17 protein-coding genes and 3 pseudogenes are annotated in these 24,186 nt (G+C 59.6%); 8 read left to right on the top strand and 12 right to left on the bottom strand.

The annotated features are described in order from the left end of the window. Positions 1-15: 15 nt before the first annotated feature. Positions 16-527 (top strand): annotated as a pseudogene (locus FEE99_RS20090) (hypothetical protein). A 54-nt stretch (positions 528-581) separates the two neighbouring features. Here FEE99_RS20090 and FEE99_RS20085 read toward each other — a convergent pair. Next, on the bottom strand, positions 582-1,625 hold the full coding sequence (locus FEE99_RS20085; protein ID WP_041480041.1) for an LLM class flavin-dependent oxidoreductase: 1,044 nt from the start codon (positions 1,623-1,625) through the stop codon (positions 582-584). A 203-nt stretch (positions 1,626-1,828) separates the two neighbouring features. On the opposite strand from FEE99_RS20085, the pseudogene FEE99_RS20080 reads away from it, so the two are divergent. Beyond that, positions 1,829-2,869: pseudogene (locus FEE99_RS20080) on the top strand (cache domain-containing protein); the annotation flags it as partial. A gap of 138 nt (positions 2,870-3,007) precedes the next feature. Continuing rightward, positions 3,008-3,775, top strand: a complete 768-nt coding sequence (locus tag FEE99_RS20075; protein ID WP_370593578.1) for a methyl-accepting chemotaxis protein — start codon at positions 3,008-3,010, stop codon at positions 3,773-3,775. A gap of 140 nt (positions 3,776-3,915) precedes the next feature. Here the strand turns inward: FEE99_RS20075 and FEE99_RS20070 are convergent, their stop codons facing one another. Beyond that, entirely contained in the window at positions 3,916-4,401 is a 486-nt protein-coding gene (locus FEE99_RS20070) for a flavin reductase family protein (protein WP_016775037.1), read from the bottom strand. A 323-nt stretch (positions 4,402-4,724) separates the two neighbouring features. Here FEE99_RS20070 and FEE99_RS20065 point away from each other — a divergent pair, with 323 nt between their 5' ends. Further along, on the top strand, positions 4,725-6,131 hold the full coding sequence (locus FEE99_RS20065) for a purine-cytosine permease family protein (protein WP_041480043.1): 1,407 nt from the start codon (positions 4,725-4,727) through the stop codon (positions 6,129-6,131). 249 nt (positions 6,132-6,380) lie between these two features. After that, the gene (locus tag FEE99_RS20060; protein WP_041480044.1) at positions 6,381-7,481 is read left to right on the top strand and encodes a polyamine ABC transporter substrate-binding protein; all 1,101 of its coding nucleotides are present in this window, start codon (positions 6,381-6,383) and stop codon (positions 7,479-7,481) included. Positions 7,482-7,604: 123 nt separating this feature from the next. Here FEE99_RS20060 and FEE99_RS20055 read toward each other — a convergent pair whose 3' ends face one another. Further along, entirely contained in the window at positions 7,605-8,579 is a 975-nt protein-coding gene (locus FEE99_RS20055) for a TerC family protein (RefSeq protein ID WP_041480045.1), read from the bottom strand. A gap of 238 nt (positions 8,580-8,817) precedes the next feature. After that, positions 8,818-9,606: an AraC family transcriptional regulator gene (locus FEE99_RS20050; protein WP_041480046.1), complete on the bottom strand. Its 789-nt coding sequence runs from the start codon at positions 9,604-9,606 to the stop codon at positions 8,818-8,820. An 82-nt stretch (positions 9,607-9,688) separates the two neighbouring features. Here FEE99_RS20050 and FEE99_RS20045 point away from each other — a divergent pair, with 82 nt between their 5' ends. After that, a complete protein-coding gene (locus FEE99_RS20045; protein WP_041480047.1) occupies positions 9,689-10,687 on the top strand; it encodes a bile acid:sodium symporter family protein in 999 nt (332 codons plus the stop codon). 6 nt (positions 10,688-10,693) lie between these two features. Here the strand turns inward: FEE99_RS20045 and FEE99_RS20040 are convergent, their stop codons facing one another. Continuing rightward, a complete protein-coding gene (locus FEE99_RS20040; RefSeq protein ID WP_041480048.1) occupies positions 10,694-11,296 on the bottom strand; it encodes a LuxR C-terminal-related transcriptional regulator in 603 nt (200 codons plus the stop codon). A 114-nt stretch (positions 11,297-11,410) separates the two neighbouring features. On the opposite strand from FEE99_RS20040, the gene FEE99_RS20035 reads away from it, so the two are divergent. Further along, the gene (locus FEE99_RS20035) at positions 11,411-13,039 is read left to right on the top strand and encodes an ATP-binding response regulator (RefSeq protein WP_041480049.1); all 1,629 of its coding nucleotides are present in this window, start codon (positions 11,411-11,413) and stop codon (positions 13,037-13,039) included. Between the two features lie 91 nt (positions 13,040-13,130). Here the strand turns inward: FEE99_RS20035 and FEE99_RS20030 are convergent, their stop codons facing one another. The 4 genes from FEE99_RS20030 to FEE99_RS20015 all read right to left on the bottom strand — a co-directional run bounded on the left by FEE99_RS20030 (position 13,131) and on the right by FEE99_RS20015 (position 18,419). Next, entirely contained in the window at positions 13,131-13,601 is a 471-nt protein-coding gene (locus tag FEE99_RS20030; protein WP_064361170.1) for a hypothetical protein, read from the bottom strand. A gap of 741 nt (positions 13,602-14,342) precedes the next feature. Beyond that, positions 14,343-15,608: a tetratricopeptide repeat protein gene (locus FEE99_RS20025; RefSeq protein ID WP_052392202.1), complete on the bottom strand. Its 1,266-nt coding sequence runs from the start codon at positions 15,606-15,608 to the stop codon at positions 14,343-14,345. Positions 15,609-15,873: 265 nt separating this feature from the next. Then, positions 15,874-17,046: a cystathionine gamma-synthase gene (locus FEE99_RS20020; protein ID WP_041480052.1), complete on the bottom strand. Its 1,173-nt coding sequence runs from the start codon at positions 17,044-17,046 to the stop codon at positions 15,874-15,876. Then, on the bottom strand, positions 17,043-18,419 hold the full coding sequence (locus tag FEE99_RS20015; protein ID WP_041480053.1) for a pyridoxal-phosphate dependent enzyme: 1,377 nt from the start codon (positions 18,417-18,419) through the stop codon (positions 17,043-17,045). Before FEE99_RS20015 ends, FEE99_RS20020 begins: the two co-directional genes overlap by 4 nt. 364 nt (positions 18,420-18,783) lie before the next feature. Here FEE99_RS20015 and metE point away from each other — a divergent pair, with 364 nt between their 5' ends. Further along, entirely contained in the window at positions 18,784-21,072 is a 2,289-nt protein-coding gene (gene metE / locus FEE99_RS20010) for a 5-methyltetrahydropteroyltriglutamate--homocysteine S-methyltransferase (RefSeq protein ID WP_041480054.1), read from the top strand. A gap of 207 nt (positions 21,073-21,279) precedes the next feature. Here the strand turns inward: metE and FEE99_RS20005 are convergent. The 3 genes and pseudogenes from FEE99_RS20005 to FEE99_RS19995 form a co-directional block, all read right to left on the bottom strand. Next, positions 21,280-21,948: pseudogene (locus tag FEE99_RS20005) on the bottom strand (ABC transporter ATP-binding protein); the annotation flags it as partial. Positions 21,949-22,040: 92 nt separating this feature from the next. Next, positions 22,041-23,057: a FecCD family ABC transporter permease gene (locus FEE99_RS20000; RefSeq protein ID WP_041480056.1), complete on the bottom strand. Its 1,017-nt coding sequence runs from the start codon at positions 23,055-23,057 to the stop codon at positions 22,041-22,043. Beyond that, entirely contained in the window at positions 23,054-24,067 is a 1,014-nt protein-coding gene (locus FEE99_RS19995; protein WP_041480057.1) for an ABC transporter substrate-binding protein, read from the bottom strand. The genes FEE99_RS20000 and FEE99_RS19995 overlap by 4 nt, the downstream gene beginning before the upstream one ends. Positions 24,068-24,186: the final 119 nt, after the last annotated feature.

Below are 24,186 nucleotides of genomic sequence, written 5' to 3'. Positions count from 1 at the left end.
CTTTTTATTTTCCTGATGGCAGGCTGCCATTCCAACGTCAGAGACTCTTCCCCCAGTCTATTGAAGGATGGTGTCCACTTCAGCAAAGAACGGCAACGCCAGATGCACAACACGCCAAAGTCATCATGAAATCGACAGGCTACACATACCCTGTCGAGTGCTCGGTTCGCCGTGCTACAGATCCTGATCGGCGAATGGAAGTGATGGGTACTGTGGTGGATTCCGGGCGGGGTAAGGTATTCGGCTGGATCGCCAAGCTTAACGAAGCGGCCAATAGCGCCACGTTCAAGCACTTTCCTCAGTTGGAAGCGCAAGCCAATGCCGACGAACCCTTCGAAGTGTCGGGGCGTTCCAACGGCATGGGCACCGGCAACACTTATAGCTGCGGGCCGCTGAGCAGTACCTTTACGCCGGAGCGAAGCAAGGTCTACCTGGTGGAGTTTCAGTTTGTTGGGCGGGGTTGCGAGCAGCGTGTTTACGATGTCACCCAGCCGGGCCAGCGCATTCCCGTGATCTCTAAAAACTAAAGCCCCGGACAAGTCCGGGGCCTTTTAGTGGGTCAGAGACCGTCCGCCGAGTAATCAGCGAAACGCCGGCACCACATGCTTGATAAACAACTCCAGCGATTTCTTCTTCTCTTCATGCGGCAAGCTGTTATCACACCAGAAACTGAACTCATCCACGCCCAGTTCCTGGTAGTACTTGATGCGCGGAATGATCTCTTCCGGCGTACCAATCATCGCGGTCTTGTGCAGACTCTCCAGTTCAAACTCCGGACGTCCGGCAAACTTCTCTTCCGGACTCGGCGCGAGGAAGCCATTGACCGGAGTTTCTTTGTTGCCAAACCACGCATCGAACGTGCGGTAGAAACGTGAGATGGCTTTGGCGCCAACTTGCCAGCCGTCCGGGTCATCAGCGTTGTGCACGTGGGTGTGGCGCAGCACCATCAGTTGTGGGCGCGGTACGTCTGGGTTGTTGTCCAGTGCAGTCTGGAATTTGTTCTTCAAGTCGAGGACTTCTTCGTCGCCTTTCATCAATGGCGTGACCATGACGTTGCAGCCGTTGGCGACGGCGAAGTTGTGCGAATCCGGGTCGCGGGCGGCGATCCACATGGGTGGGTTGGGCTTCTGGATCGGCTTCGGCACGCTGGTGGAGGTGGGGAATTTCCAGATGTCGCCGTCGTGGGCGTAGTCGCCTTGCCACAGGGCGCGGACTACCGGGACCATTTCGCGCAGGGCCTGACCACCGCTCGAGGCGGGCATGCCGCTGGCCATGCGGTCGAATTCAACTTGATAGGCGCCGCGCGCTAGACCGACTTCCATGCGGCCGTTGCTGATCACGTCGAGCAGGGCGCATTCGCCGGCGACGCGTAGCGGGTGCCAGAACGGCGCGATGATGGTGCCGGCGCCGAGGTGGATGGTCGTGGTTTTCGCTGCGAGGTAGGCCAGCAGCGGCATCGGGCTTGGGGAGATGGTGTATTCCATGGCGTGGTGTTCGCCGATCCATACAGTGCTGAAACCGCCAGCCTCGGCCATCAGGGTCAGTTCGGTCAGGTCTTCGAACAGTTGGCGGTGGCTGACGCTTTCGTCCCAGCGTTCCATGTGTACGAACAGGGAAAATTTCATGACGCTACCTCGAGTCTTTTGTAATTGGCCGGTCGTGTGCGGGCCTGTCGAACTGACGTGAACGCTGCGCGCTCGCGAGTCTTCTCACCATTCAAGCACGCCTTCGAGGACGGCTGTTCGGTTGATTGAATATTGGTATACCATAATACGGAATATCCGCAAAATATTTCTGACCAACACTTCGAACAAGGAAGGCGCAAGCAATGAACATAAAACAAAAACTGACTCTGGCGTTTGCGGTAATCGCCAGCCTGCCGGTGTTACTGGTGGCAGCGCTGATCATCCTCAATGTCCGCGAGGGCGCGCGCGACACCTTTACCGACAGCACCGGGCGCGAGGTGCGTCAGGTGGAAAACGCGATGCAGCTGTTTTTCGAGGGCATCAGCCAGAACGTTGCCTATCTGGCCGAGCATCCGCAACTGCAGAGCATCGACGCCAGCCTCAAACGCTACCTGAGCAGCGACGCCGCGCAAGTGCCGATGGGGCCGCAGGATCAACAGCTGTTCAAGCTGTTCAACGGTCTGGCCAAGGCGCACCCGGCTTACACCTATCTATCTGTCGGCACCGAACAGGGCGGTTACCTGTTCTGGCCGGGCGATGCGCAACTGGCCAACTACGATCCGCGTACCCGGCCTTGGTACAAAACCGCGATGGCCAATCCCGGCAAAACCCTGCGCACCGAGGCCTATTACTGGGCGGCGGATGACGTGGTGCTGGTGAGCACCGTGCGCAGTTTCAACAACCAGTTGGGCAGCAATGCCGGCGTGGTCAACATCGATGTGTCGCTCAAGCAGTTGACCGACCTGGTCAAGCAGATCCGCCTCGGCGAGAGCGGTTATCTGATGCTGATGGAAGCCAACAACACCGTGCTGGTCGACCCGAGCGATCCGGCGCACAACTTCAAGAAACTCAGCGATCTCGGCGACGGTTATCAGCAACTGGCCGAGGCGGGCAAAGGCCTGGTCGAGGTGCAACTGGCCGGCGAGGATTACATGGCGCTGGTCTGGCCGTCGCAGGCGCTGGGCTGGCGGTTTGTCGGCTTGGTCAAGGCGAGCGAAGTGATGGCCGGGGCGACGCGTTTGACCTGGCTGATCGGCGCTATCGCTGTGGTTTGCGCATTGTTGTTCGCGATGGCCGGCGCGTGGTTTGCCGGACTGATGGTCAAGCCGATTCGTGGTGTCGCCAGCGGACTCGAAGGCATTGCCCAGGGCGAGGGCGATCTGACTGCGCGACTGGAAGTACGCGGGCAGGACGAAACCGCGCAACTGGCCGGCTGGTTCAACCAGTTTCTCGAAGCGATTCGTACGTTGATTCAACGCATCGGCCAGGCAGCCGGGCAGATTCACAGCAGCTCCGGCAGCGCCACCGAGGTCTCGGCGGAAATGGCCGACGTCGCTTCGCGTCAGCGTGAGGCGGTGGACATGGTTTCTACGGCGTTTCACGAAATGGTCGCCACTTCCAACGAGGTCGCGCGTTCGTGCAGTCAGGCGGCCGATTCGGCAGACAACGGTCAGCGTCAGGCACACACCGGGCAGCAGCAGATCGATGCGGCGGTGAGCAACGTCGGGCGCTTGAGCCAGGAGATCGGCCACAGTGCCGAGTCGATGCAGCAACTGGAACAGGACAGCAACGACATCCAGTCCATCCTCGGCACCATCCGCTCGATCGCCGAGCAGACCAATCTGCTCGCGCTCAACGCCGCCATCGAAGCCGCGCGCGCCGGTGAACAGGGCAGGGGCTTTGCTGTGGTCGCGGATGAAGTCCGCGCGCTGGCCAAACGCACCTCGGATTCCACCGGTGAGATTGACGCATTGCTCGGCAATCTGGCGCGGCGCACCCATCAGATGGGCAAGCAGATGCACGCCAGCCTCGAGGTATCGCAGGAAACCGTGGTGTCGATCAACGAGGCGCGGGCGAGTTTTGAATTGATTCGTGAGTCGGTCGACGTGATCCGCGACATGAACACCCAGATCGCCACGGCGGCGGAGGAACAGCATCAAGTGGCGGAGGACATCAATCGGCACATCAGCCAGATTCATGGTGATGCGCAGTTGGTGGCGAGCCTGGCGGATTCGACTCGCCAGGATGCGCAGAACCTGACGGCGTTGTCGCAGACGTTGAATCAGTTGGTGAGCCGGTTTAGGACCTGACACGGTAGCCCAGGCAACACCAAAACTTGTGGGAGCGAGCTTGCTCGCGAAGGCGTCGGGTCAGTCAAAAATGTAACAACTGACCCATCGCTTTCGCGAGCAGGCTCGCTCCCACATGGGATATCCGAGATCTGGTGAAATCACGCCACAACCGGCAACGCGCCCATCTTGCCGTGGCAATACACCAGCGGTCCGGCGACCTGCTCGGGGACGATCAGGTTCTTCACCGCGCCGACCATGATCGCGTGGTCGCCACCTTCGTATTCACGCCACAACTCGCACTCGATCACCGCCGTGGCATTGGCGAGGATCGGGTTGCCCAGTTCGCTCAACGTCCACTCGATGCCCTGCGCCTTGTCCTTGCCTTTGCGCGCGAAGGCATAGGCCTCGCTTTGCTGCACGCTGGACAACAGGTGAATCGCAAAGCGTTTGTTCTTGATCAGCACGGGATAGGAGTCGGAGCTGTAGTTGGGGCAGAACAGCACCAGCGCCGGGTCCATCGACAGTGAGCTGAACGCGCTGGCGGTCAGGCCGACGATCTGGCCGTCGTCGTCCAGCGTGGTGATGACGGTGACGCCGGACGGGAACGAGCCCATGACTTGTTTGTAAATGGCAGCATCGATCATTGGGTGGTCCTCGGGTGGTGTGACGCGGTTTTTATGATTTGTAGGTCTGATGGTATACCGTAATACATATCTTGCAAGAGCTTTTCTGGTGAACCGATAAACGTGCCACTTTCGTCGGAAACTCAATGTTTACGGGGCGTTCAGCTAGCCGGTCAGGGGTGGGATCAGCGAGGATAGCGGATCAGCCAGCGACAGAATCAGCGGATCAGGCTTGTACAAAGTTTGGAATACCATAATATGGTCCGCATCTGAGGGGCGACCCAAGAGTCCTCCCGGTTTGGCTTCATACAAAGATAAAAACAGACAAACTCGAGTTCATGCATATGTCCCAGATGTCCCGGCAAGATCCGTTGATCGAGAATCATACGGTCGATTACGTCCCACTCGCGGAACGCCACGGGAAGGCCCGCGATCTGTTCACTCTTTGGTTCAGCACCAACATCGCGCCACTGCCCATCGTCACCGGCGCCATGGTGGTTCAGGTGTTCCATCTGAATCTGTTCTGGGGGCTGCTGGCGATTGCGCTGGGGCACATGATCGGCGGCGTGGTGATTGCGCTGGCCTCGGCCCAAGGCCCGCGCATGGGCATTCCGCAAATGGTCCAGAGTCGCGGTCAGTTCGGCCGTTATGGCGCACTGCTGATCGTGTTCTTCGCGGCGCTCATCTACATCGGTTTCTTCATTTCCAACATCGTGCTGGCCGGTAAATCCATTGTCGGCATTGTGCCCTCGGTGCCAGCGCCGCTGAGCATTCTGATCGGTGCGCTGGCTGCTACGGCGATCGGTGTGATCGGCTACAACTTTATCCACACCCTCAACCGCATCGGCACCTGGGTGATGGGCGGCGCGTTGCTCGCCGGGTTCATCTACATCTTCGCCCATGACTTGCCGGCAGACTTCCTGACGCGCGGCAGTTTCAACCTCTCCGGCTGGCTGGCGACGGTGTCGCTGGGGATCATCTGGCAGATCAGCTTCTCGCCGTACGTCTCCGACTATTCGCGTTATCTGCCAGCAGACATCGGCATCGCCAAACCCTTCTGGGCGACGTATCTGGGTGCGACGCTGGGCACGATTCTGTCGTTCAGTTTTGGCGCGGTGGCGGTACTGGCGACGCCGGAAGGCACTGAAGCGATGGCGGCGGTCAAGCAGTCTACCGGCTGGCTGGGGCCGATTCTGATGGTGCTGTTTCTGCTCAACATCATCAGCCACAACGCGCTGAATCTGTACGGCGCGGTGTTGTCGATCATCACCTCGATTCAGACCTTCGCCAGCCAGTGGACGCCGAGCATCAAGGTGCGCGTGGTGCTCTCGAGCGTGATCCTGGCCGGATGCTGCGTGGTCGCCCTCGGTGCCTCGGCGGATTTCATTTCCGAATTCATCGGACTGATTCTCGCGCTCTTGCTGGTGCTGGTGCCGTGGGCGTCGATCAACCTGATCGATTTCTATCTGATCAAGCGCGGCAACTACGACATCGCCTCGATCTTCCGCGCTGACGGCGGGATCTACGGGCGCTTCAACCTGCACGCGATCATTGCCTATTTCATCGGCATCATCGTGCAGCTGCCGTTTGTCAACACCTCGCTGTACGTGGGGCCGTACGCCAACTTGGTGGAAGGTGCCGACCTGTCCTGGCTGGTCGGTCTGGTGGTAACGGTGCCGCTGTATTACTGCCTCGCAACCCGTGGTCAGGCGCAGCAGAGCAGGGCGGCCAGACTCGGCTATACCGACTGATCGAAACGGCAACACAGCAATGCCCGGCCCAGCGCCGGGCATTTTTGTTTGCGTATCACGGCGGTCAAGCAAATTGGCCATATCGATCCCCTTTTGGCCCGCCGCCTACTGTCATCGCGCTACGCTGTCAGCAAGAATCGAAACCATAACAACAGGCTCGACCTTTTTTACCCTTGGCTATCGTTACAGCCACTGCCGTGTACAGAACATAAAAACCATCGATCTCACGTCGCATTCGGGGAAACAACCATGGTCACGATCAAACGCATTCTGGGCGCCACCGTGTGTGGCCTGACGCTGCTGGCCAGCGCCGTCCAGGCCGAGCAGCGCGAACTGCGGGTGTACAACTGGGCGGATTACATTCTGCCGTCAGTGCCCAAGGACTTCGCCGAGCAAAGCAAGATCAAAGTGACCTGGGATACCTTCGACACCAACGAATCACTGGAAGCCAAACTGCTCACCGGCAACTCCGGTTACGACTTGGTGGTGCCGTCCAATCAGTTCATCGAAACCCAGATCAAGGCCGGCGTGTTCCAGAAACTCGACAAGTCGAAATTGCCGAACTGGCAGCACCAGGATCCGGCCCTGCTCAAATTGCTCGACGCCAACGACCCCGGCAACCAGTACGGCGTGCCGTACATGTACGGCACCGTGCTGATCGGCTTCAACCCGGCCAAGGTCAAGGCCGCCCTGGGCGAAAATGCGCCGGTAGACAGTTGGGATCTGGTGTTCAAGCCCGAGAACATGGAAAAGCTCAAGGCCTGTGGCGTGGCGATGCTCGATTCGCCGTCGGAGATCCTGCCGCTGGCCCTGCATTACCTCGGCCTCGATCCGAACAGCCAGAACCCGGCGGACTATGAAAAGGCCAAGGCCTTGATGATGAAGATTCGCCCTTACGTGACCTACTTCAACTCGGCCAAGTACATGACCGACATTGCCAACGGCGACATCTGCGTGGCGATCGGTTATTCCGGCAGCTTCTACCAGTTCGGCAATCGCGCCAAAGAGGCGGGCAACGGCGTGGTGGTCGACTGGCGTTTGCCGAAGGAGGGCGCGCCGATCTGGTTCGACACCTTCGCCATTCCGAAGAGCGCTAAGAACGTCGCCGAGGCCCACGAATTCCTCAACCACTTGCTCGACCCGAAAGTGATCGCACCGATCAGCGATTTCCTCGGTTACCCGAATGCCAACAAGGACTCGATGCCGCTGGTCAACAAGGACATCACCGACAACCCCAACCTGACCCCGACCAGCGAAGCGCTGAAAACCCTGTATGTGGTGCAACCGTTGCCGCAGAAAATGGAGCGGGTGCGCACGCGGGTGTGGACCAGTATCAAATCCGATAAATAAGAGCATCGCACTTCAAATGTGGGAGCGAGCCTGCTCGCGAAAGCGGTGTGTCATTCAACTCCTATGTTGAATGAGCCGGCGTATTCGCGAGCAGGCTCGCACCCACAGGTGGGTTGTGTTGTGTCATTCGGTGCGGCGTTCTGCCTCGCGGCTGGTCGCCAGACTCAACAACACCGACCCCAGAATCACCGACCCGACTATTGCCAGCGACCATTCCACCGGCATGTGGAACCACGGCATCAGCACCATCTTGCCGCCAATGAACACCAGCACGATCGCCAGCCCATATTTGAGCAGATGAAAACGGTCAGCCATGTCCGCCAGCAGGAAGTACAGCGCGCGCAGGCCCATGATCGCGAAGATGTTCGAGGTGAAAACAATGAACGGGTCGGTGGTGACGGCGAAGATCGCCGGGATGCTGTCGACCGCGAACATCAAGTCGCTGGCCTCGATCAGCACCAGCACCAGAAACATCGGTGTTGCCCAGCGCACGCCGTTCTGCAGGATGAAAAACTTCTCGCCGTGAAAGCCACTGGTGATGCGCATATGCCCGCGAACCCAGCGCAGTATCGGATTCTTTTCCAGATCCGGTTGATGATCAGCGAACACCAACATCTTGATCCCGGTGATGATCAGGAACACACCGAAGGCATACAGCAGCCATTCGAACTGCGACACCAGCCACACACCGGCGAAAATCATGATCGCGCGCATGACAATCGCGCCCAGCACGCCGTACAGCAGCACTCGTCGTTGCAATTCCGGTGGCACCGCGAAGTAGCTGAAGATCATCACGAAGATGAACATGTTGTCGATCGACAGCGATTGCTCGATCAGGTAGCCGGTGAGAAATTCCAAGGTTTTCTGTCGGGCGATTTCACCGCCGAATTCGCCATGCAAATACCACCAGAGCAACCCGGCGAAGCTCAGCGCGAGCAGGCACCAGGCAATCACCCAGGCCGACGCTTCACGCACCGACACCCGGTGCGCCTTGCGCCCGCCGAAGACAAACAAGTCCAGGGCCAGCATGGCCAGAACGAAGATGATGAAGGCACCCCACATCCAGGGTTCGCCGATGTTGATGTTCGTGGCAGGCATGGCACGCTCCCTGTCTTTTTATCTGCAGCAAGCGCATCCCCTGTGGGAGCGAGCCTGCTCGCGAATGCGATGGAACAGTGAAGTTGAGGTTGCTGACCCACCGCGTTCGCGAGCAGGCTCGCTCCCACAGGCATCACTGCACCCTCTCGATCAACGTCTGACGGGGCCATGCTAGCGACGGATCTGGAGCAAAGAAAAATCGTTTATTTCTGACTGACAGTTCGGCAAAAACGAAGTGTCAGCGGAAAAACTCCCCCGGCGTCTCGCCAAACTGCTGACGAAACGCGGCGATAAACGCCGAGGTCGAGTCGTATCCACAAGCCAGTGCAACGTCGGTCACACGCTCACCTTTCTCCAGCGGCGTTAGAGCTCCGAGCAAGCGCAGGCGCTGGCGCCAGGCGCGGAAGGTCAGGCCGGTGTCGCGCAAAAACAGCCGTGTCAGAGTCTTTTCGGTGACACCGAATTTTTCGCTCCAGTGGCTCAGGGTGGTCTGCTGCTCCGGGTGTTGCTCCAGGCTCTGATAGATCTGCTTCAAGCGCGGGTCTTGCGGCAGCGGCAGCATCAAGTCGATGGTCGGCGCGTCGGCCAATTGATCAAGGATCACCTGGGCCAAGCGTCCGTCAGGGCCGCTTTCGTTGTATTCCACCGGGACCTGACTGAAAGCGCGGATCAACTCCCTGAGCAGATCGCTGACGCCGAGCACATGGCAATGTTCAGCCGCCCAACCAGTGACGCTGCTATCGATGTACAGGCTGCGCATTTCCGTATGCGGTGCGCTGAATACCCGGTGCGGCACGCCCGCTGGAATCCACACCGCACGTTCCGGCGGCGCGACAAAACGGCCGGCGCTGGTCTGCACTTCGAGTACGCCTTGAATCGCATAGGACAACTGCACCCACGGATGGCTATGACGGCGGGTGAGGGCGCGGTTGGGCAGCGATTCAGTGCGTCCATACACGGGACGCGGCAGGCTGGGCAGCCCGGGAACACTGCGGCGAACGCTTTTGCTATGTCCTTTAGGCGGCATCTTGCGGCTCTTCGGCGTTAGTCGGTAATTGCCAGTCACGTTAGAGTCGTCGGCACGCACTGGCAACCCCCGGATGAATCTCATGACGCGCCCACGTTTTCTGCCCGATAACTTCACGCTGACCTTGATCGGCGTCGTCTTGCTGGCCAGCTTCCTTCCCGCCAGCGGTCAAGTCGCCGTCGGCTTTGGCTGGCTGACCAACATCGCCATCGCCCTGCTGTTTTTCCTGCATGGCGCCAAGCTGTCGCGCGAATCGATCATCGCCGGCGCTGGCCACTGGCGTCTGCATCTGCTGGTGTTCGGCCTGACCTTCGTGCTCTTCCCGATTCTCGGTCTGGCGCTGAAACCGCTGTTGTCACCGCTGATCGGTGATCAGCTGTACATGGGCATGCTCTATCTGTGCGCATTACCGGCCACCGTGCAGTCGGCGATCGCGTTCACTTCGCTGGCGCGAGGCAATATTCCGGCGGCGATCTGCAGTGCGGCGGCTTCCAGTCTGTTCGGGATTTTTCTGACGCCGCTGCTGGTAACGCTGCTGCTCAACGTTCACGGTGACGGCGGTTCGACTCTCGATGCGATCGTGAAGATCAGCGTGCAATTGCTGCTGCCGTTCATTGCCGGGCAGATCGCCCGCCGCTGGATCGGCGCGTGGGTAGGGCGCAACAAGAACTGGCTGAAATTCGTTGATCAGGGCTCGATTCTGCTGGTGGTGTACGGCGCATTCAGCGAGGCGGTCAACGAAGGCATCTGGCAGCAGATTCCGTTGTTCGAGTTGCTCGGCTTGGTGGTGGTCTGCTGCATTCTGCTGACGTTGGTTCTGGTGGCATCAATTCTGTTGAGCAAAGCGTTCGGCTTCAATCAGGAAGACCGCATCACCATCCTGTTCTGCGGCTCGAAAAAGAGCCTGGCCACCGGCGTGCCGATGGCGCAGGTGTTGTTCGCCGGCAGCACCATCGGCGTGCTGATTCTGCCGCTGATGCTGTTCCACCAGATTCAACTGATGGTCTGCGCCGTGCTGGCGCAGCGCTATGCCAAGCGGCCAGAGTCGGTGCCGGATCTGATGGCGCAGGTGGACCCGTAAAAGGGTTCACAGACCCGAATACTTGACCGCCGCTGCCGCCCGCGTCGGCACGTCCAGCGTGCGCAACAACGAAGACACATGGATCCTCACCGTGAACGGCGAAATATCCAGTTCACGGGCGATTTCCTTATTGGTCTTGCCTTGCGCAATCAACCGCAGCACGTCCTGCTGACGCGGCGTCAGCGTCGTCGCAGTTTCCAGCGGCAACAAGCCGGACGGCGCCGACTTCACCAGCACCTCACCTTCACGGATCGCCAGAATCGCCTGGCCGATTTCATCCGGCGCAATGTTCTTGCCGATAAAACCGTCAATGCCCGCCGCCATGACTTCTCTGATCAATGCTTGATCGTCGACCATCGACACCACGATCAGCGTGGTGCGCGGCAATCGTCTTCGCAAGTCGGCGAGCTGGGTGATGCAGGTCAGCCCGGGAAAACGCAGATCGAGCATCAGCGTATCCGGCTCGTCGCCCTGTGGCAGCAGCTCGAGCACAGCGTCGAAGTCGCCGGCCTCGCAGATATTCGCTCCGGGCAGGACGCGCTGTACGGTGCGCAGCATCGCCTCGCGAAACAGTGGGTGATCGTCGGCTATGATGATCCGGCATGTCATGGCGTGACCCTCCCTGGGTCAGGCGTGATTCAAGGCCTGCACCTTAGCATCGGACGCGAAGGTTGCCTGTAGGCTGCTTCCGAAACTGACGATTGCTGCACAAGGACGTTTACCATGAAGTTCGAAAAAAATATCGAACTCGACCAGGCCAACCTGCGCATTATCATCGCTGCCATTGCGGTGGTTTACATGGTCGTGCTGGGTTTTCTGCCGGGCCATCGCTTCGATACCTACTTGCCGGTCATCACTTACATTGTCTTGTTTCTGCTGGCTTCGATCGCGCTCCGCCAAGCCATTGCGCGTTGGCCCGGGCATTATCCGGCGCGGCGGATTTTTGCCATGGTCCACGATTACACCGGCACCTGTTTTGGACTGGTGATCGGCGGCGAAGCGGCGCTGCCGTTGTATGCGGTGATGGTCTGGGTCAATCTCGGCAACGGCATGCGCTACGGCTCGCGCTATCTGGCAATCGCCACCGGCCTTGCATTGGTGGCGCTGCTGGTGGTCTATCGCCTGACGCCGTATTGGCAGGCGCAGCCGTTCATGGTGCTGATGCTGCTGATCACCAGCACGGTGATTCCGTTTTATGCGCACTTGCTGCTTGAGCGCACGCGCAAGGCGTCGGAAGAAGCGCTGGCGGCTAATCTGGAAAAGTCGCGATTTCTGGCGCAGGCCAGTCATGACTTGCGTCAGCCGATTCATTCCATCGGTCTGTTTACCGCGTGTCTGCGGGAGTCGCGCCTGGGCGATGACGAGCGGCGGCTGGTCGACAACATCGACCGCTCGCTGCTTAACGTTTCGCAATTGTTCCGCTCGATTCTCGACCTCTACACCCTCGATAACAGTCGGGTCGAAGCGAAAATGCAAACGCTGAATCTCGGTGAATGGCTTGCGGAACTGATACGTCAACACCAGGAAGCGGCCCGTTGGGCAGGCGTCGAACTGCGGCTGCGACCGTGCAACCACTGGGTCAGAACCGACCCGGCGCTGCTCGCGACCATGGTGCAGAACGTGCTCTCCAACTGCTTCAAATACGGCGCGCAACGTCCCGTGCTGATCGGCGTGCGTAAACGTGGGGCAGGGCTGGCCATCGTCATCCATGACCGTGGCAACGGCATTGCCGAAGAACATCTGCACAAGGTCTTCGAGGAGTTTTATCGGGTACGGCAAGTGCGCGACAAAGATGTCGAGGGCGTGGGGCTGGGCCTGTCGATCATCAAGCGTCTTGGTGAACTGATCGATGTGCACGTTGCTCTGCGTTCACAGTTGGGGCGCGGCACAGCTGTGACGCTTGCGGGGTTGCCGATCATGGCGGCGCCGCAGTCACCGGTGGTTCGCAGTGAAGCGCGGCAGGTGGGTTTGTTGACCGGGCTGAAGGTGTGTCTGGTCGAGGATGACCGCAACGTGTTGCTCGCGACTTCGGCGTTGCTCGAACGCTGGGGCTGTGTGGTGCAGGCCGAGTGGTCGGCTGAAGGCCTGGTCACCGACTGCGACATCATCGTCGCCGACTATGACCTCGGCACCCACGCCACTGGCATCGAATGCATCGATGAAGTGCGCAGGCAGCGCGGCTGGGCAGTGCCGGCGATGATCATCACCGGGCATGACGTCGAGAAGATTCAGGCAGCCTTGCATGACCGCCAGATTGCGATTCTGTCGAAACCTGTGCGGCCGGCCGAGTTACGCGCGACGTTGCGCGCCCTGCGTGATCGACAAGGCGCAGCGGTTGAACAGATGCTGTAAAGGCCGATGTAAACGGGCGGCTCAGTAGCTCGCCCGTTATTTCGCGGCGATTATTGTGGGCTGTTGAACTGGTCGGAATAGCTGCCGGTCATCAGCGCCGATGCCACGCGATCAGAACCGACTCCGACCCGGGAGTATGCCACTCGGTTGACGCCGGTGCGGTCGGCGCCATCCGCTGCCAATGCTCCGGCACCGACACGATCAGCGCCATCGGCAGCCACTGCGCCCGCGCCGACGCGATCAGCACCATCGGCAGCGACTGCACCTGCGCCGACACGATCAGCGCCATCGGCAGCCACTGCACCGGCGCCGACACGATCAGCACCATCGGCAGCCACCGCGCCGGCACCGACACGATCAGCGCCATCGGCAGCCACCGCGCCGGCACCGACACGATCAGCGCCATCGGCAGCCACCGCGCCTGCGCCGACACGATCAGCGCCATCGGCAGCCACCGCGCCGGCGCCGACACGATCAGCGCCATCGGCAGCCACCGCGCCGGCACCGACACGATCAGCGCCATCGGCAGCCACCCCCCCAGCACCAACATGATCAGCCCCATCCGAAGCCAACGCCTGCGGTTGCGCCGCCAAGACATTCGGCACCACAACGCTGGCCGCTACCGCAAGAAGCACGCCTGACAACAACTTGTATTTCATGGTTTTCTCCACGACCCGTTGCCAAACAGCGATCAATCGCGCGCGATGCATACAGACGCCACGACTCACTGGCTTGGGTTTTACCTGGTTGGCGAAAGGCACGGGCACACCGAACGGCGTGCGGGTGTCGAGATAATTTTGATCGAACCGATTGAGTATAGGATCGGCCTCGGGAACTGCCACGGCGGGGAGATCGACGGACAAAAAAAGACGAAGCCCGCATTGCGCGGGCTTCTTTGTGTGGAGCTGTTTACATTCTTGCCAGTGCCTGAGCCAGATCGGCGTGCAAGTCTTCAACGTCCTCAACCCCAACTGACAACCGCACTGATCAGAGCCTTCAGCCACGACGTAGTTGAGCAATTCGCCAATCAACCACAGGCGTTCGACTCACTGGCTCGGCTCAAGCTAATTGGTGAGTGCAGGTCGAAGGCCGGAAAAGTTTGGGATTGAAGCCCGAAAGGGTGAAACGGGTTGGCTGTTGGGCCTGGTTCAACGCGCAGCGCGAATGCCCGGCCCGCAGGGTGCGTCAGATGGCAGGATCGGCAGTAAGCCATCACTGATCGCATGCGACCATTGCAACGATGGCCTCAGCAACTTGAAGCACGAAGCTTGACACCTGTTTCCGGTCCCGCTGGCCGCTGAGATTAAACGCCTTCAATCGGGTGAGTGACCTTCCATTTTTCGGCAAAAGCTTTGCCTTGCTCGATTTGTTCGGGTGTCATTTTTTCAGAATATTCTTCTAATCTTTCCCGATCATACTCTTTATCAGACTCATCATTATCTAAGCCTGCTAAAAGCAACGTAAGGCCATAAGCCTTCACCATATCAAATGGAAAGCCATAGTAATTTGGATTACTTGCATACTCTCGAGCAAGCAAACCGATGCCATTGCTGTCACCCGCCTTCGCAGACTCCTCTAGCCAATACCGGGAAATTGATAGGTCTCCGTTATCTTCATAAATGGAGGCTGCATAGGCAATCATTGCTTTTGGATAGCCATTTTCAGCCGCTCGCTTATACCACTTGTTGATTTCCTTGCGGCGCTGCCCAAACCACCAAAAAAATCCATCACCAGCTGAATAACTCTCGGCAAGCTGATATTGTGCGAATGAGTACCCTCCCTCTGCTGATTTAATCAGCATATTAAAGTCAGAATTGCCTACGTATAACAAATAGGCAGCTTCCATGTCACCGGAAGCAATTTTTTCTCGCGCAATCTTCTCAAATTCTGATTTCCACTCGCGCTGAGTTTTATCTCCCTTCGGGCAGTTCTCAACGATCGTGCATAATTTATCTCCATCATCAAGAGCCAGACGAAGCAGGGAGTTAAAATTTCCTTGATTAGCAGAATGTACTAGCCATTCGCGCGTATCTTCCACCCTGTGGTTTTTTGCATAACGAAGCTCATCCTGTAGATGAAACCACTCTCCTACAACATCCGACTTGGCTACCCAATCATTTAGTTCGCCTAGTTGTTGCAAATCATTTGAGGCAAATTTCTCCATTAAAGTTTTTCTGTACTCTTGATCCCATTCACCTCGGCTTTTTTCCCCTTTGGGACAAAATGAAGCAATAACACACAGCTTGACGTTGTGAGATAACTGATATAGGGAGAATAAATTGCCTTGATTGGCAGAAGCCACGAACCACTTTACAGATTCTTTCGAGTCTAGCGCTTCACTAAGTTCCATTTGGCGAAGTTGTTGCGCCAAATAAAATTGTGCTTCTGCATCGCCAGCCTCAGCGGCAATGCGCAATTCACGCTCTGCATTTTTCTCTTGTTTATATAATGAAATGCCGCGTTCCTTGGCTGCCTGCTGCTCCTGTGAAAGCACTGCCGATGCGGTGACTGAGTTAAATAAAAAAAGTAAACTTAAAATCGATTTGATTAGATTTTTATAATGATTCATTTTCTTCCCTGTGTAATTAACAAGCGAGCGCCGTATTCCATATGCTGTTTGACACCAAGATGCGAAATGAGGTGGGCGAATGTTGCGACACTTGTGTTGTCGAGTTTGCGCAGCAGCACGGAGCTCTTCATTCGGCAGACTTGATGCCATTTTCAAAAAGACTTGTATGACAATAAAAACGAAAGATCGAAAGGCCACAGGGGGGTTCCCCGTGTGGCGACGGTATTTATCCCCGTTGGGCTGCGATGCAGCCCCCTTCAAAGAGTCACATTTTAGCCAAAGCCTGCGTCAAATCTTCCCGCAGATCCTCAACATCCTCAACCCCCACCGACAACCGCACCAGCCCATCGCCAATCCCCAGCTTCGCGCGAGTTTCCGGCGGGATGGTCGCGTGGGTCATGATCGCCGGATGTTCGATCAGGCTCTCCACACCGCCCAGACTTTCCGCCAACGCAAAGATCTTCACATTCTCCAAAAACCGCCGTGCGCCGGCCAGGTCGCTGTTCAGATCCACGGAAATCATCCCGCCAAAACCGCGCATTTGCCGCTTGGCCAGTTCGTGCTGCGGGTGCGAGGTCAGGCCCGGATAGTAGACGCGCTTGACCTGCGGTTGCTGTTCCAGCCACTGCGCCAGATCCAGGGCGTTGCTGCAATGACGTTCCATGCGCAGCGCCAAAGTCTTCACCCCGCGCAGGGTGAGGAATGCATCGAACGGCCCGGAAATCGCCCCGACGGCGTTTTGCAGGAAACCGAGTTTTTCCGCCAGCTCGTCGTTCTGTCCGACCACGGCAATGCCGCCGATCACGTCGGAGTGGCCGTTGAGGTATTTGGTGGTCGAGTGCAGGACGATGTCGAAACCCAGCTCCAGCGGGCGCTGTATGTAGGGGCTGGCGAAGGTGTTGTCGGCGACGCAGATGATCCCGCGCGCACGGCAGATGCGCGCAATGGCGGCCAGATCCGACAGGCTCAGCAGCGGGTTGGTCGGGGTTTCGACCATGACCATGCGCGTGTCGTCCTGCAGCGAGGCTTCGAACGCCGACAGATCGGTCAGGTCGACGAAGCTGAAACGGTGCCCGGCGCTGCGCTGGCGGACCTTGTCGAACAGGCGGAATGTGCCGCCGTACAAATCGTTGCCGGAGACGATGTGTGAGCCGGCGTCGAGCAGTTCCAATACTGTGGAAATCGCCGCCAGCCCTGAGGCGAAGGCGAACGCTCGGGTGCCGCCTTCGAGGTCGGCGACGCAGCGCTCCAGCGCGAAACGCGTCGGGTTGTGCGAGCGGCCGTAGTCGAACCCCTTGTGCACGCCGGGGCTGTCTTGCAGGTAGGTGGAGTTGGCGTAGATCGGCGGCATCAGCGCGCCGGTGGTCGGGTCAGGCTCTTGTCCGGCGTGGATCACCCGGGTGGCGAAGCCTTGGGATTTATCGTCGTGCTGACTCATGCAAGGGATCTCCGTAATTGGTTGAGCATGTCGGTGCGGGTAATCAGGCCATGGAAGCCGGAACCGTCAGCGATGATCGCGACGAGGCCACGGCTGAGCACCGCTTCCAGCTCGGCCAGGGTCGCAGCCGGGGCGAGGGTTTGCAGTTTGTCGGTCATCACGCTGGACACTGACTGGCTGAAGCGCGCGGCATCTTCGTGGACGCCGAGGAGGATGTCGGACTCGTCGATCACGCCCACCAGTCGCTTGCCTTCGACCAGCACCGGCAATTGCGAAACGTCCGCCAGACGCATGCGCTGGAAGGCCGTGAGCAGGGTGTCGTCAGGGCCGACGCTGATCACCCGGCCGTCCTCGAAACGCCGTGCGATCAAGTCGCGCAAGTCGCCGTAGCCCTTGCGTTGCAACAGGCCCTGATCGGTCATCCACTGGTCGTTGTAGACCTTCGACAGGTAGCGCGTGCCGGTGTCGCAGACAAAGCTGACCACGCGTTTCGGCTCGGTCTGTTCGCGGCAATAACGCAGCGCGGCAGCGAACAGGGTGCCGGTCGATGAGCCGCCGAGAATGCCCTCGGCCTTGAGCAACTGGCGCGCGTGATCGAAGCTTTCCGCGTCGCTGATCGAGTAGGCGTGACGCACGCTGGAGAGGTCGGTGATCGACGGAATGAAGTCTTCGCCGATGCCCTCGACTGCCCACGAACCGGGCGTCGGCAAGGTACCGTCTCGGCTGTATTGCGCCATCACCGAGCCGACCGGATCGGCCAGGACCATTTCCAGATCCGGCTGCACGCGCTTGAAAAAACGGCTCAACCCGGTCAGCGTGCCGGCCGATCCGACGCCGACGACAATGGCGTCCAGATCATGTTCGGTCTGCGCCCAGATTTCCGGCGCGGTGCTGCATTCATGGGCCAGCGGGTTGGCGGGATTGTTGAACTGGTCGGCGAAAAACGCCCCGGGAATGTCCTTGGCCAAACGCGCGGCGACGTCTTGGTAATACTCGGGATGGCCCTTGCCGACGTCAGAACGAGTGATGTGCACTTCGGCGCCCATGGCCTTCAAGTGCAGGACTTTCTCGGTGGACATCTTGTCCGGCACCACCAGCACCACACGATAGCCTTTGGCGCGGCCGACCAGCGCCAGACCCAGACCGGTATTGCCGGCAGTGGCTTCGACAATCGTCCCGCCCGGTTGCAGTCGACCGTCACGTTCGGCAGCGTCGATCATCGCCAGACCGATACGGTCCTTGATCGAGCCGCCGGGGTTCTGCGATTCAAGTTTGAGAAACAGCGTGCACGGTCCGGTATCGAAGCGGGTGACCTGCACCAGCGGAGTATTGCCTATCAGCCCAAGCACGGCAGGGCGTGATTCCTTTGACATTTCTTCACCTCTTTATGGTGTTGACCGCGTTCCAATCGCGGGGAAAAGACTCGCGTGCAACTTAGGCGCAGACATCCTCTCTCGCAACCTCTAATCCTTGGAAAATCCAGCCATTTGGATCTAACGATAGAACGAAAACTTGCATGTTGCCCTGAGGTGTTCTGATCGTTCCCACGCTCCGCGTGGGAATGCAGCCTTGGACGCTCTGCGTCCCTACGGCCAGAAGATCGCAGCCTTCGACAGCTCCTACGGGGCGGCTGTGCATGAGTAGAACTTGTGATGATCTAGAATTTATTGAGTTTGTTTCATCAAGACCGGTTCCCGACAATACCTGCCATCGAATAAGCATCTGGAGTTGTTTGTCATGGCACTGGCCCATTCCCTTGGATTTCCGCGCATCGGTCGCGACCGCGAACTGAAGAAAGCGCAAGAGGCGTTCTGGAAAGGAGAACTGAACGAGGCGGGCCTGCGTGACGTCGGGCGTGAGCTGCGCAAGGTCCATTGGGACTTGCAGAAAAACGCCGGCATCGACTTGCTGCCGGTTGGCGATTTCGCCTGGTACGACCAAGTGCTGACCCACTCGCTGATGTTCGGCGTGATCCCCGAGCGCTTCCGCCCCCATGACGGCAAAGCCACGCTGCAGACCCTGTTCAGCATGGCCCGTGGCGTCAGCAATACTTGCTGCGGCGAAGGCCACGCTCAGGAAATGACCAAGTGGTTCGACACCAACTATCACTACCTCGTACCGGAATTCAGTGTCGACCAGCACTTCCAGTTGGGTTGGGAGCAGCTGTTTGAAGAAACCGAAGAGGCCAGTGTGCTGGGGCACAACGTCAAACCGGTGATCATCGGTCCGCTGACCTATCTGTGGCTGGGCAAAACCAAAGGCACCGATTTCGACAAACTCGATTTGCTTGACCGCCTGCTGCCGCTGTACGGCCAGATCTTCGCGCGGCTGGCGGCGTTGGGTGTGGAGTGGGTGCAGATCGACGAGCCGATTCTGGTGCTCGATCTGCCGCAGGACTGGAAGAATGCCTTCGAGCGCGCCTACAACCAGATCCAGCGTGATCCGCTGAAAAAACTGCTCGCCACGTACTTCGGTGGCCTGGAAGAAAACCTCGGTCTGGCGGCGAACCTGCCGGTCGATGGCTTGCACATCGATCTGGTGCGCGCGCCGGATCAGTACCCGACCATTCTGGATCGTCTGCCGGCTTATAAGGTGCTGTCGTTGGGTGTGGTCAACGGTCGGAACGTCTGGCGCTGCGATCTGCAAAACGCGCTGGCGACGCTGCGCCATGCTCATGAGCGTCTGGGTGATCGTTTGTGGGTAGCACCGTCCTGTTCATTGCTGCACAGCCCGGTTGATCTGGGCCGCGAAGACCAGCTCGATGCCGAACTGAAAAGCTGGCTGGCGTTCGCCGTGCAGAAGTGCGAAGAGGTCGCCGTGCTCGCGCAAGCGGTCAGCGAGCCGGAAGCGCCGAAGGTACTGCGTGCCCTCGCGCAAAGCCGTTCGGTGCAGACCAGCCGCGCCGCCTCGCCGCGTATTCACAAACCGGCGGTACAAGCGCGGGTCGCGGCGATCACTGCCAAGGATGCGCAACGCCAATCGCCGTTTGCCCAGCGTATTGCCAAACAGCGCGGCAAGCTCGACCTGCCGTTATTCCCGACCACCACCATTGGCTCGTTTCCGCAAACGGCGGCGATCCGTCTGGCGCGTCAGGCCTACAAGCAAGGCAAGCTCAGCGCGGCCGATTACACCGATGCGATGCACACGGAGATTCGCCACGCGGTGGAAATTCAAGAGCGCCTCGGCCTGGATGTGCTGGTGCACGGTGAGGCCGAGCGCAACGACATGGTCGAATACTTCGCCGAACAGCTCGACGGCTATGCCTTCACCCGCTTTGGCTGGGTGCAGAGCTACGGTTCGCGCTGCGTCAAACCGGCGGTGATTTTCGGCGACCTCAGCCGCCCGCAGGCGATGACGGTCGAGTGGATCCGTTACGCCCAAGGCCTTACCGACAAGGTCATGAAAGGCATGCTGACCGGCCCGGTGACCATGCTGATGTGGTCGTTCCCGCGCGAAGACGTCAGCCGCGAAGTGCAGGCACGACAACTGGCGCTGGCGATTCGTGACGAGGTGAATGATCTGGAAGCGGCGGGAATCAAAATCGTCCAGATCGACGAAGCGGCGTTCCGTGAAGGCTTGCCGTTACGCCGGGCGCAGTGGCCGGCGTATCTGGAATGGGCAAGCGCAGCGTTCCGCCTGTGCGCCTCCGGCGTGCGCGACGAAACCCAGATCCACACGCACATGTGCTACAGCGAGTTCAACGATGTGATCGAGTCGATCGCGGCGATGGACGCCGATGTCATCACCATCGAAACCTCGCGTTCGGACATGGAACTGCTCGAAGCGTTTGAAGCGTTCGCCTACCCGAACGACATCGGCCCCGGCGTGTACGACATTCACTCGCCACGGATTCCCGATGTTACGGAAATGGTCGGCTTGCTGCGCAAAGCGGCGCAGCGTATTCCGGTGGAGCGGCTGTGGGTCAATCCGGATTGCGGGTTGAAAACCCGAGGCTGGCCTGAGACCGAAGCAGCGTTGGTGCACATGGTCAGCGCCGCGCGGCAACTGCGCAAAGAGTGGGCCTGACTCTTTACCGCCCTGGAATACATAACCCTGTGGGAGCGAGGCTCGCGAAAGCGGTGTGTCAATCGACATCAATGTTGGATGACCTGACGCCTTCGCGAGCAGGCTCGCTCCCACAGAATTCGCGTTCTCCCCGTCATTCACGGCAACACACAAATCCTTTGTGGGAGCGAGCCTGCTCGCGAAAGCGGTGTGTCAGCCACCCATGCATCAGGCAAGGAAGCGCAATATCGGCGCACCATCGAACGGGTCCGTCAGATAGTGCGCCCTGACCCCGAAAGTCGTCTGTAACCGCTCCGGCGTCAGCACTTGCAGCGGCTCGCCAAGCGCGACCAGTCGCCCGCGCTCCAGCACCGCCAGGCGATCACATTTGAGCGCCTGATTGAGATCGTGCAAAGCGATCAGCGTGGTCACCGGCAGTGCGCGCACCACTTGCAGAATGCTCAACTGATGCTGGATGTCGAGGTGGTTGGCCGGCTCGTCGAGCAGCAGGATCTGCGGGCGCTGCGCCAGTGCGCGGGCGATGTGCACGCGTTGGCGTTCACCGCCGGAGAGGCTGCGCCAGAGGCGGTTGCGCAGGTGCACGGCGTCGACGTCGACCAGCGCTTGCTCGACGATGGCGTCATCGGCCGGCGACCACGGTTGCAGCGCCGACAACCACGGCGTCCGCCCCAGCGCCACCGCGTCGAACACGCGAATGCCATCGTCGGTATCGGCCTGTTGCTCAACCACCGCGAGCGTCTGCGCGATAGTGCGCCGCGACATCTTGCCCAGCGTCCGACCGTCGAGCTGCACCCGACCCGCGCTCGGTTCGCGCAGGCCGGCGAGCAGTTTCAGCAGCGTGGATTTACCCGAACCGTTCGGCCCGACAATGCCCAGGGTCTCGCCGCGCTGGACATCGAGGCTGACACCGTTGAGCAACTCGGCACCGCGCACTTTGAAGCCCACATCAGCACAACTCAAAACCGTGTTCATCGCGCCGATCTCCGGCCCACCAGAATCAGCGCGAACACCGGCGCGCCGACCAGCGCGGTGATCACGCCGACCGGAATCACCTGACCCTTGATCAGGGTGCGTGACAGCACATCGGCGGCGATCAGAAACACTGCGCCGCCCAACGCACTGGCCGGCAGCAGACGGGCATGGCCGGTGCCGAGCAACAACCGCGCGGCATGGGGAATCACTAAGCCGACAAAACCGATCGAGCCGACAATCGACACCATCACCGCCGTCACCAGCGCGGCGCAGCCAATCAACAGAATCTGCACACGTCGCACTGGAATGCCGAGAGACGCCGCCGAGTCCGCACCAAAGGTGAACGCATCCAGCGCCCGGCGATGCCACAGACAAACGACCAACCCCAACACAGCCACCGGCACCGCCAGCCACACCGACGGCCAGCGCACGCCGCCGAGATTGCCCAACAGCCAGAACATGATCCCGCGCGCTTGTTCGGAGCTGGCCGAGCGGGTGATCAGGAAAGCGGTGAGGGCGTTGAACAGCTGCGAGCCGGCAATCCCGGCCAGAATGATCTGCCCGGTGCCGCTGGCCGAGCCGCTGACTCGCGCCAACAGGATCACCAGTGCGAAAGCGGTCACCGCGCCGGCAAAAGCACCGACCGACAGTGAAATCGCCCCGGCGCCGACGCCAAGCAGGGCGACCATCACCGCGCCAGTCGAGGCACCCGCGGAAATCCCCAGCAGATACGGATCGGCCAGCGGATTGCGCAGCAGCGATTGCAGGATCACCCCGCACGTCGCCAGACCGGCGCCGCAGGCCGCCGCGACCAAAGCGCGGGTCAGGCGATAGTTCCAGACGATGCCTTCGTCGATCGGGTCGAGCACATAACCGGCGCCCCACAGCTTGTTCGCCAGCACCTGCAACACCACGCTTGGCTCGATTGAAGTCTCACCAATGGCCACGCCGCCAATCAGCGCGACCGACAGCGTCAACAGCACCAGCAGCAAACGGATCAGGCGTCTGCTCATTGCGACAGGTCGTAGCCGTTGATGGCGCTGGCCAGTTGTTCGAGGCCGTCGAAGGTGCGCAGGCTGGCCTGCATGGCCATGGCGTCAATGATGATGATGCGGTTGTGCTTGACCGCGTCCATGTTGCGCGTCACCGGATCACTGCGCAGGAAGGCGAGTTTCTTTTGATAATCGTCCGCCGGGAAACGTCGACGATCCATGCGCGCGATGACCAGAAACGTCGGGTTGGCCTTGGCGATGGTTTCCCAGCCGACCGTTGGCCATTCTTCATCGGACTCGACGACGTTGCGCACGCCGAGGGTGCTGAGCATGAAATCGGGAACGCCTTTGTGCCCGGCCACGAAAGGCTCGATGTCCATCTCGGCACTGGAGAACCACACCAGAGCGCTGACGTCTTTGCGCTGCTGCTTTTTCGCGGTGGCGATCGACTGCGCGAGGCTGGCTTTGAGCTGCTCATTGAGCTGCTCGCCACGCGCCTGCACATCGAAAATCGCCGCCAGTTGGCTCACGCTTTTGTAGATGCTGTCGATGCGAAACGGCGCCAGCCGCGTGCCGTCCGAACCGACGAGGTTGTCCTTGGCTTCGCAATCGGAGGGCAGCAGATAGGTCGGAATCTTCAGTTCATGAAACTGCTCGCGGGTGCCTACCGCGCCTTGCGGGCCGACCATCCATTCCAGCTCGACGGCAACCAGCTCCGGGCGTTTGGCGATCACCGCTTCGAAACTCGGCTCGTTGTCGGCAAGGCGCTCGATCCTGTCGTTCTGCGCTTTGTATGTGCCCAGCACGTCGTTGAACCACAGCGAAGTGCCAACGACTTTGTCGCCCAGACCCAAGGCATAGAGCATTTCCGTGCCGGCCTGGCCGATGGTCACCGTGCGCGCAGGCGCGTGCTGAAAGGTCAGGCTGCTGCCACAGTTTTCGACGGTCAGCGGATACGCAGTCGGCGCCGCTTGCGCCAGGGGGCAAAGACTCAGAGTGGTGAGCAGGGTGGCAACGCGGGGCAGCAGCATGTGGCAGTCTCCAGAGGGAACCGTACGGGAGTGGGCGGGTACGGTTTGGAAACACACCTCGGGCGCGGTCGTGGAAACTGCGCAAGGCCGGCACGGGGAAAATGCGCACGGCACGATGT

The organism is Pseudomonas sp. ef1 (assembly GCF_007293365.2).
GTDB lineage: Bacteria > Pseudomonadota > Gammaproteobacteria > Pseudomonadales > Pseudomonadaceae > Aquipseudomonas > Aquipseudomonas siliginis.
Note: the sequence above shows the minus strand (reverse complement) of the source record. Positions and strands in the feature narration are given on the sequence as shown.

Coding starts and splice junctions, on each gene's coding strand:
- FEE99_RS20085 (WP_041480041.1), bottom strand. CDS start 1,625: ATGAAATTTTCCCTGTTCGTACACATGGAACGCTGGGACGAAAGCGTC.
- FEE99_RS20075 (WP_370593578.1), top strand. CDS start 3,008: ATGGCCGACGTCGCTTCGCGTCAGCGTGAGGCGGTGGACATGGTTTCT.
- FEE99_RS20070 (WP_016775037.1), bottom strand. CDS start 4,401: ATGATCGATGCTGCCATTTACAAACAAGTCATGGGCTCGTTCCCGTCC.
- FEE99_RS20065 (WP_041480043.1), top strand. CDS start 4,725: ATGTCCCAGATGTCCCGGCAAGATCCGTTGATCGAGAATCATACGGTC.
- FEE99_RS20060 (WP_041480044.1), top strand. CDS start 6,381: ATGGTCACGATCAAACGCATTCTGGGCGCCACCGTGTGTGGCCTGACG.
- FEE99_RS20055 (WP_041480045.1), bottom strand. CDS start 8,579: ATGCCTGCCACGAACATCAACATCGGCGAACCCTGGATGTGGGGTGCC.
- FEE99_RS20050 (WP_041480046.1), bottom strand. CDS start 9,606: ATGCCGCCTAAAGGACATAGCAAAAGCGTTCGCCGCAGTGTTCCCGGG.
- FEE99_RS20045 (WP_041480047.1), top strand. CDS start 9,689: ATGACGCGCCCACGTTTTCTGCCCGATAACTTCACGCTGACCTTGATC.
- FEE99_RS20040 (WP_041480048.1), bottom strand. CDS start 11,296: ATGACATGCCGGATCATCATAGCCGACGATCACCCACTGTTTCGCGAG.
- FEE99_RS20035 (WP_041480049.1), top strand. CDS start 11,411: ATGAAGTTCGAAAAAAATATCGAACTCGACCAGGCCAACCTGCGCATT.
- FEE99_RS20030 (WP_064361170.1), bottom strand. CDS start 13,601: ATGGGGCTGATCATGTTGGTGCTGGGGGGGTGGCTGCCGATGGCGCTG.
- FEE99_RS20025 (WP_052392202.1), bottom strand. CDS start 15,608: ATGAATCATTATAAAAATCTAATCAAATCGATTTTAAGTTTACTTTTT.
- FEE99_RS20020 (WP_041480052.1), bottom strand. CDS start 17,046: ATGAGTCAGCACGACGATAAATCCCAAGGCTTCGCCACCCGGGTGATC.
- FEE99_RS20015 (WP_041480053.1), bottom strand. CDS start 18,419: ATGTCAAAGGAATCACGCCCTGCCGTGCTTGGGCTGATAGGCAATACT.
- metE (WP_041480054.1), top strand. CDS start 18,784: ATGGCACTGGCCCATTCCCTTGGATTTCCGCGCATCGGTCGCGACCGC.
- FEE99_RS20000 (WP_041480056.1), bottom strand. CDS start 23,057: ATGAGCAGACGCCTGATCCGTTTGCTGCTGGTGCTGTTGACGCTGTCG.
- FEE99_RS19995 (WP_041480057.1), bottom strand. CDS start 24,067: ATGCTGCTGCCCCGCGTTGCCACCCTGCTCACCACTCTGAGTCTTTGC.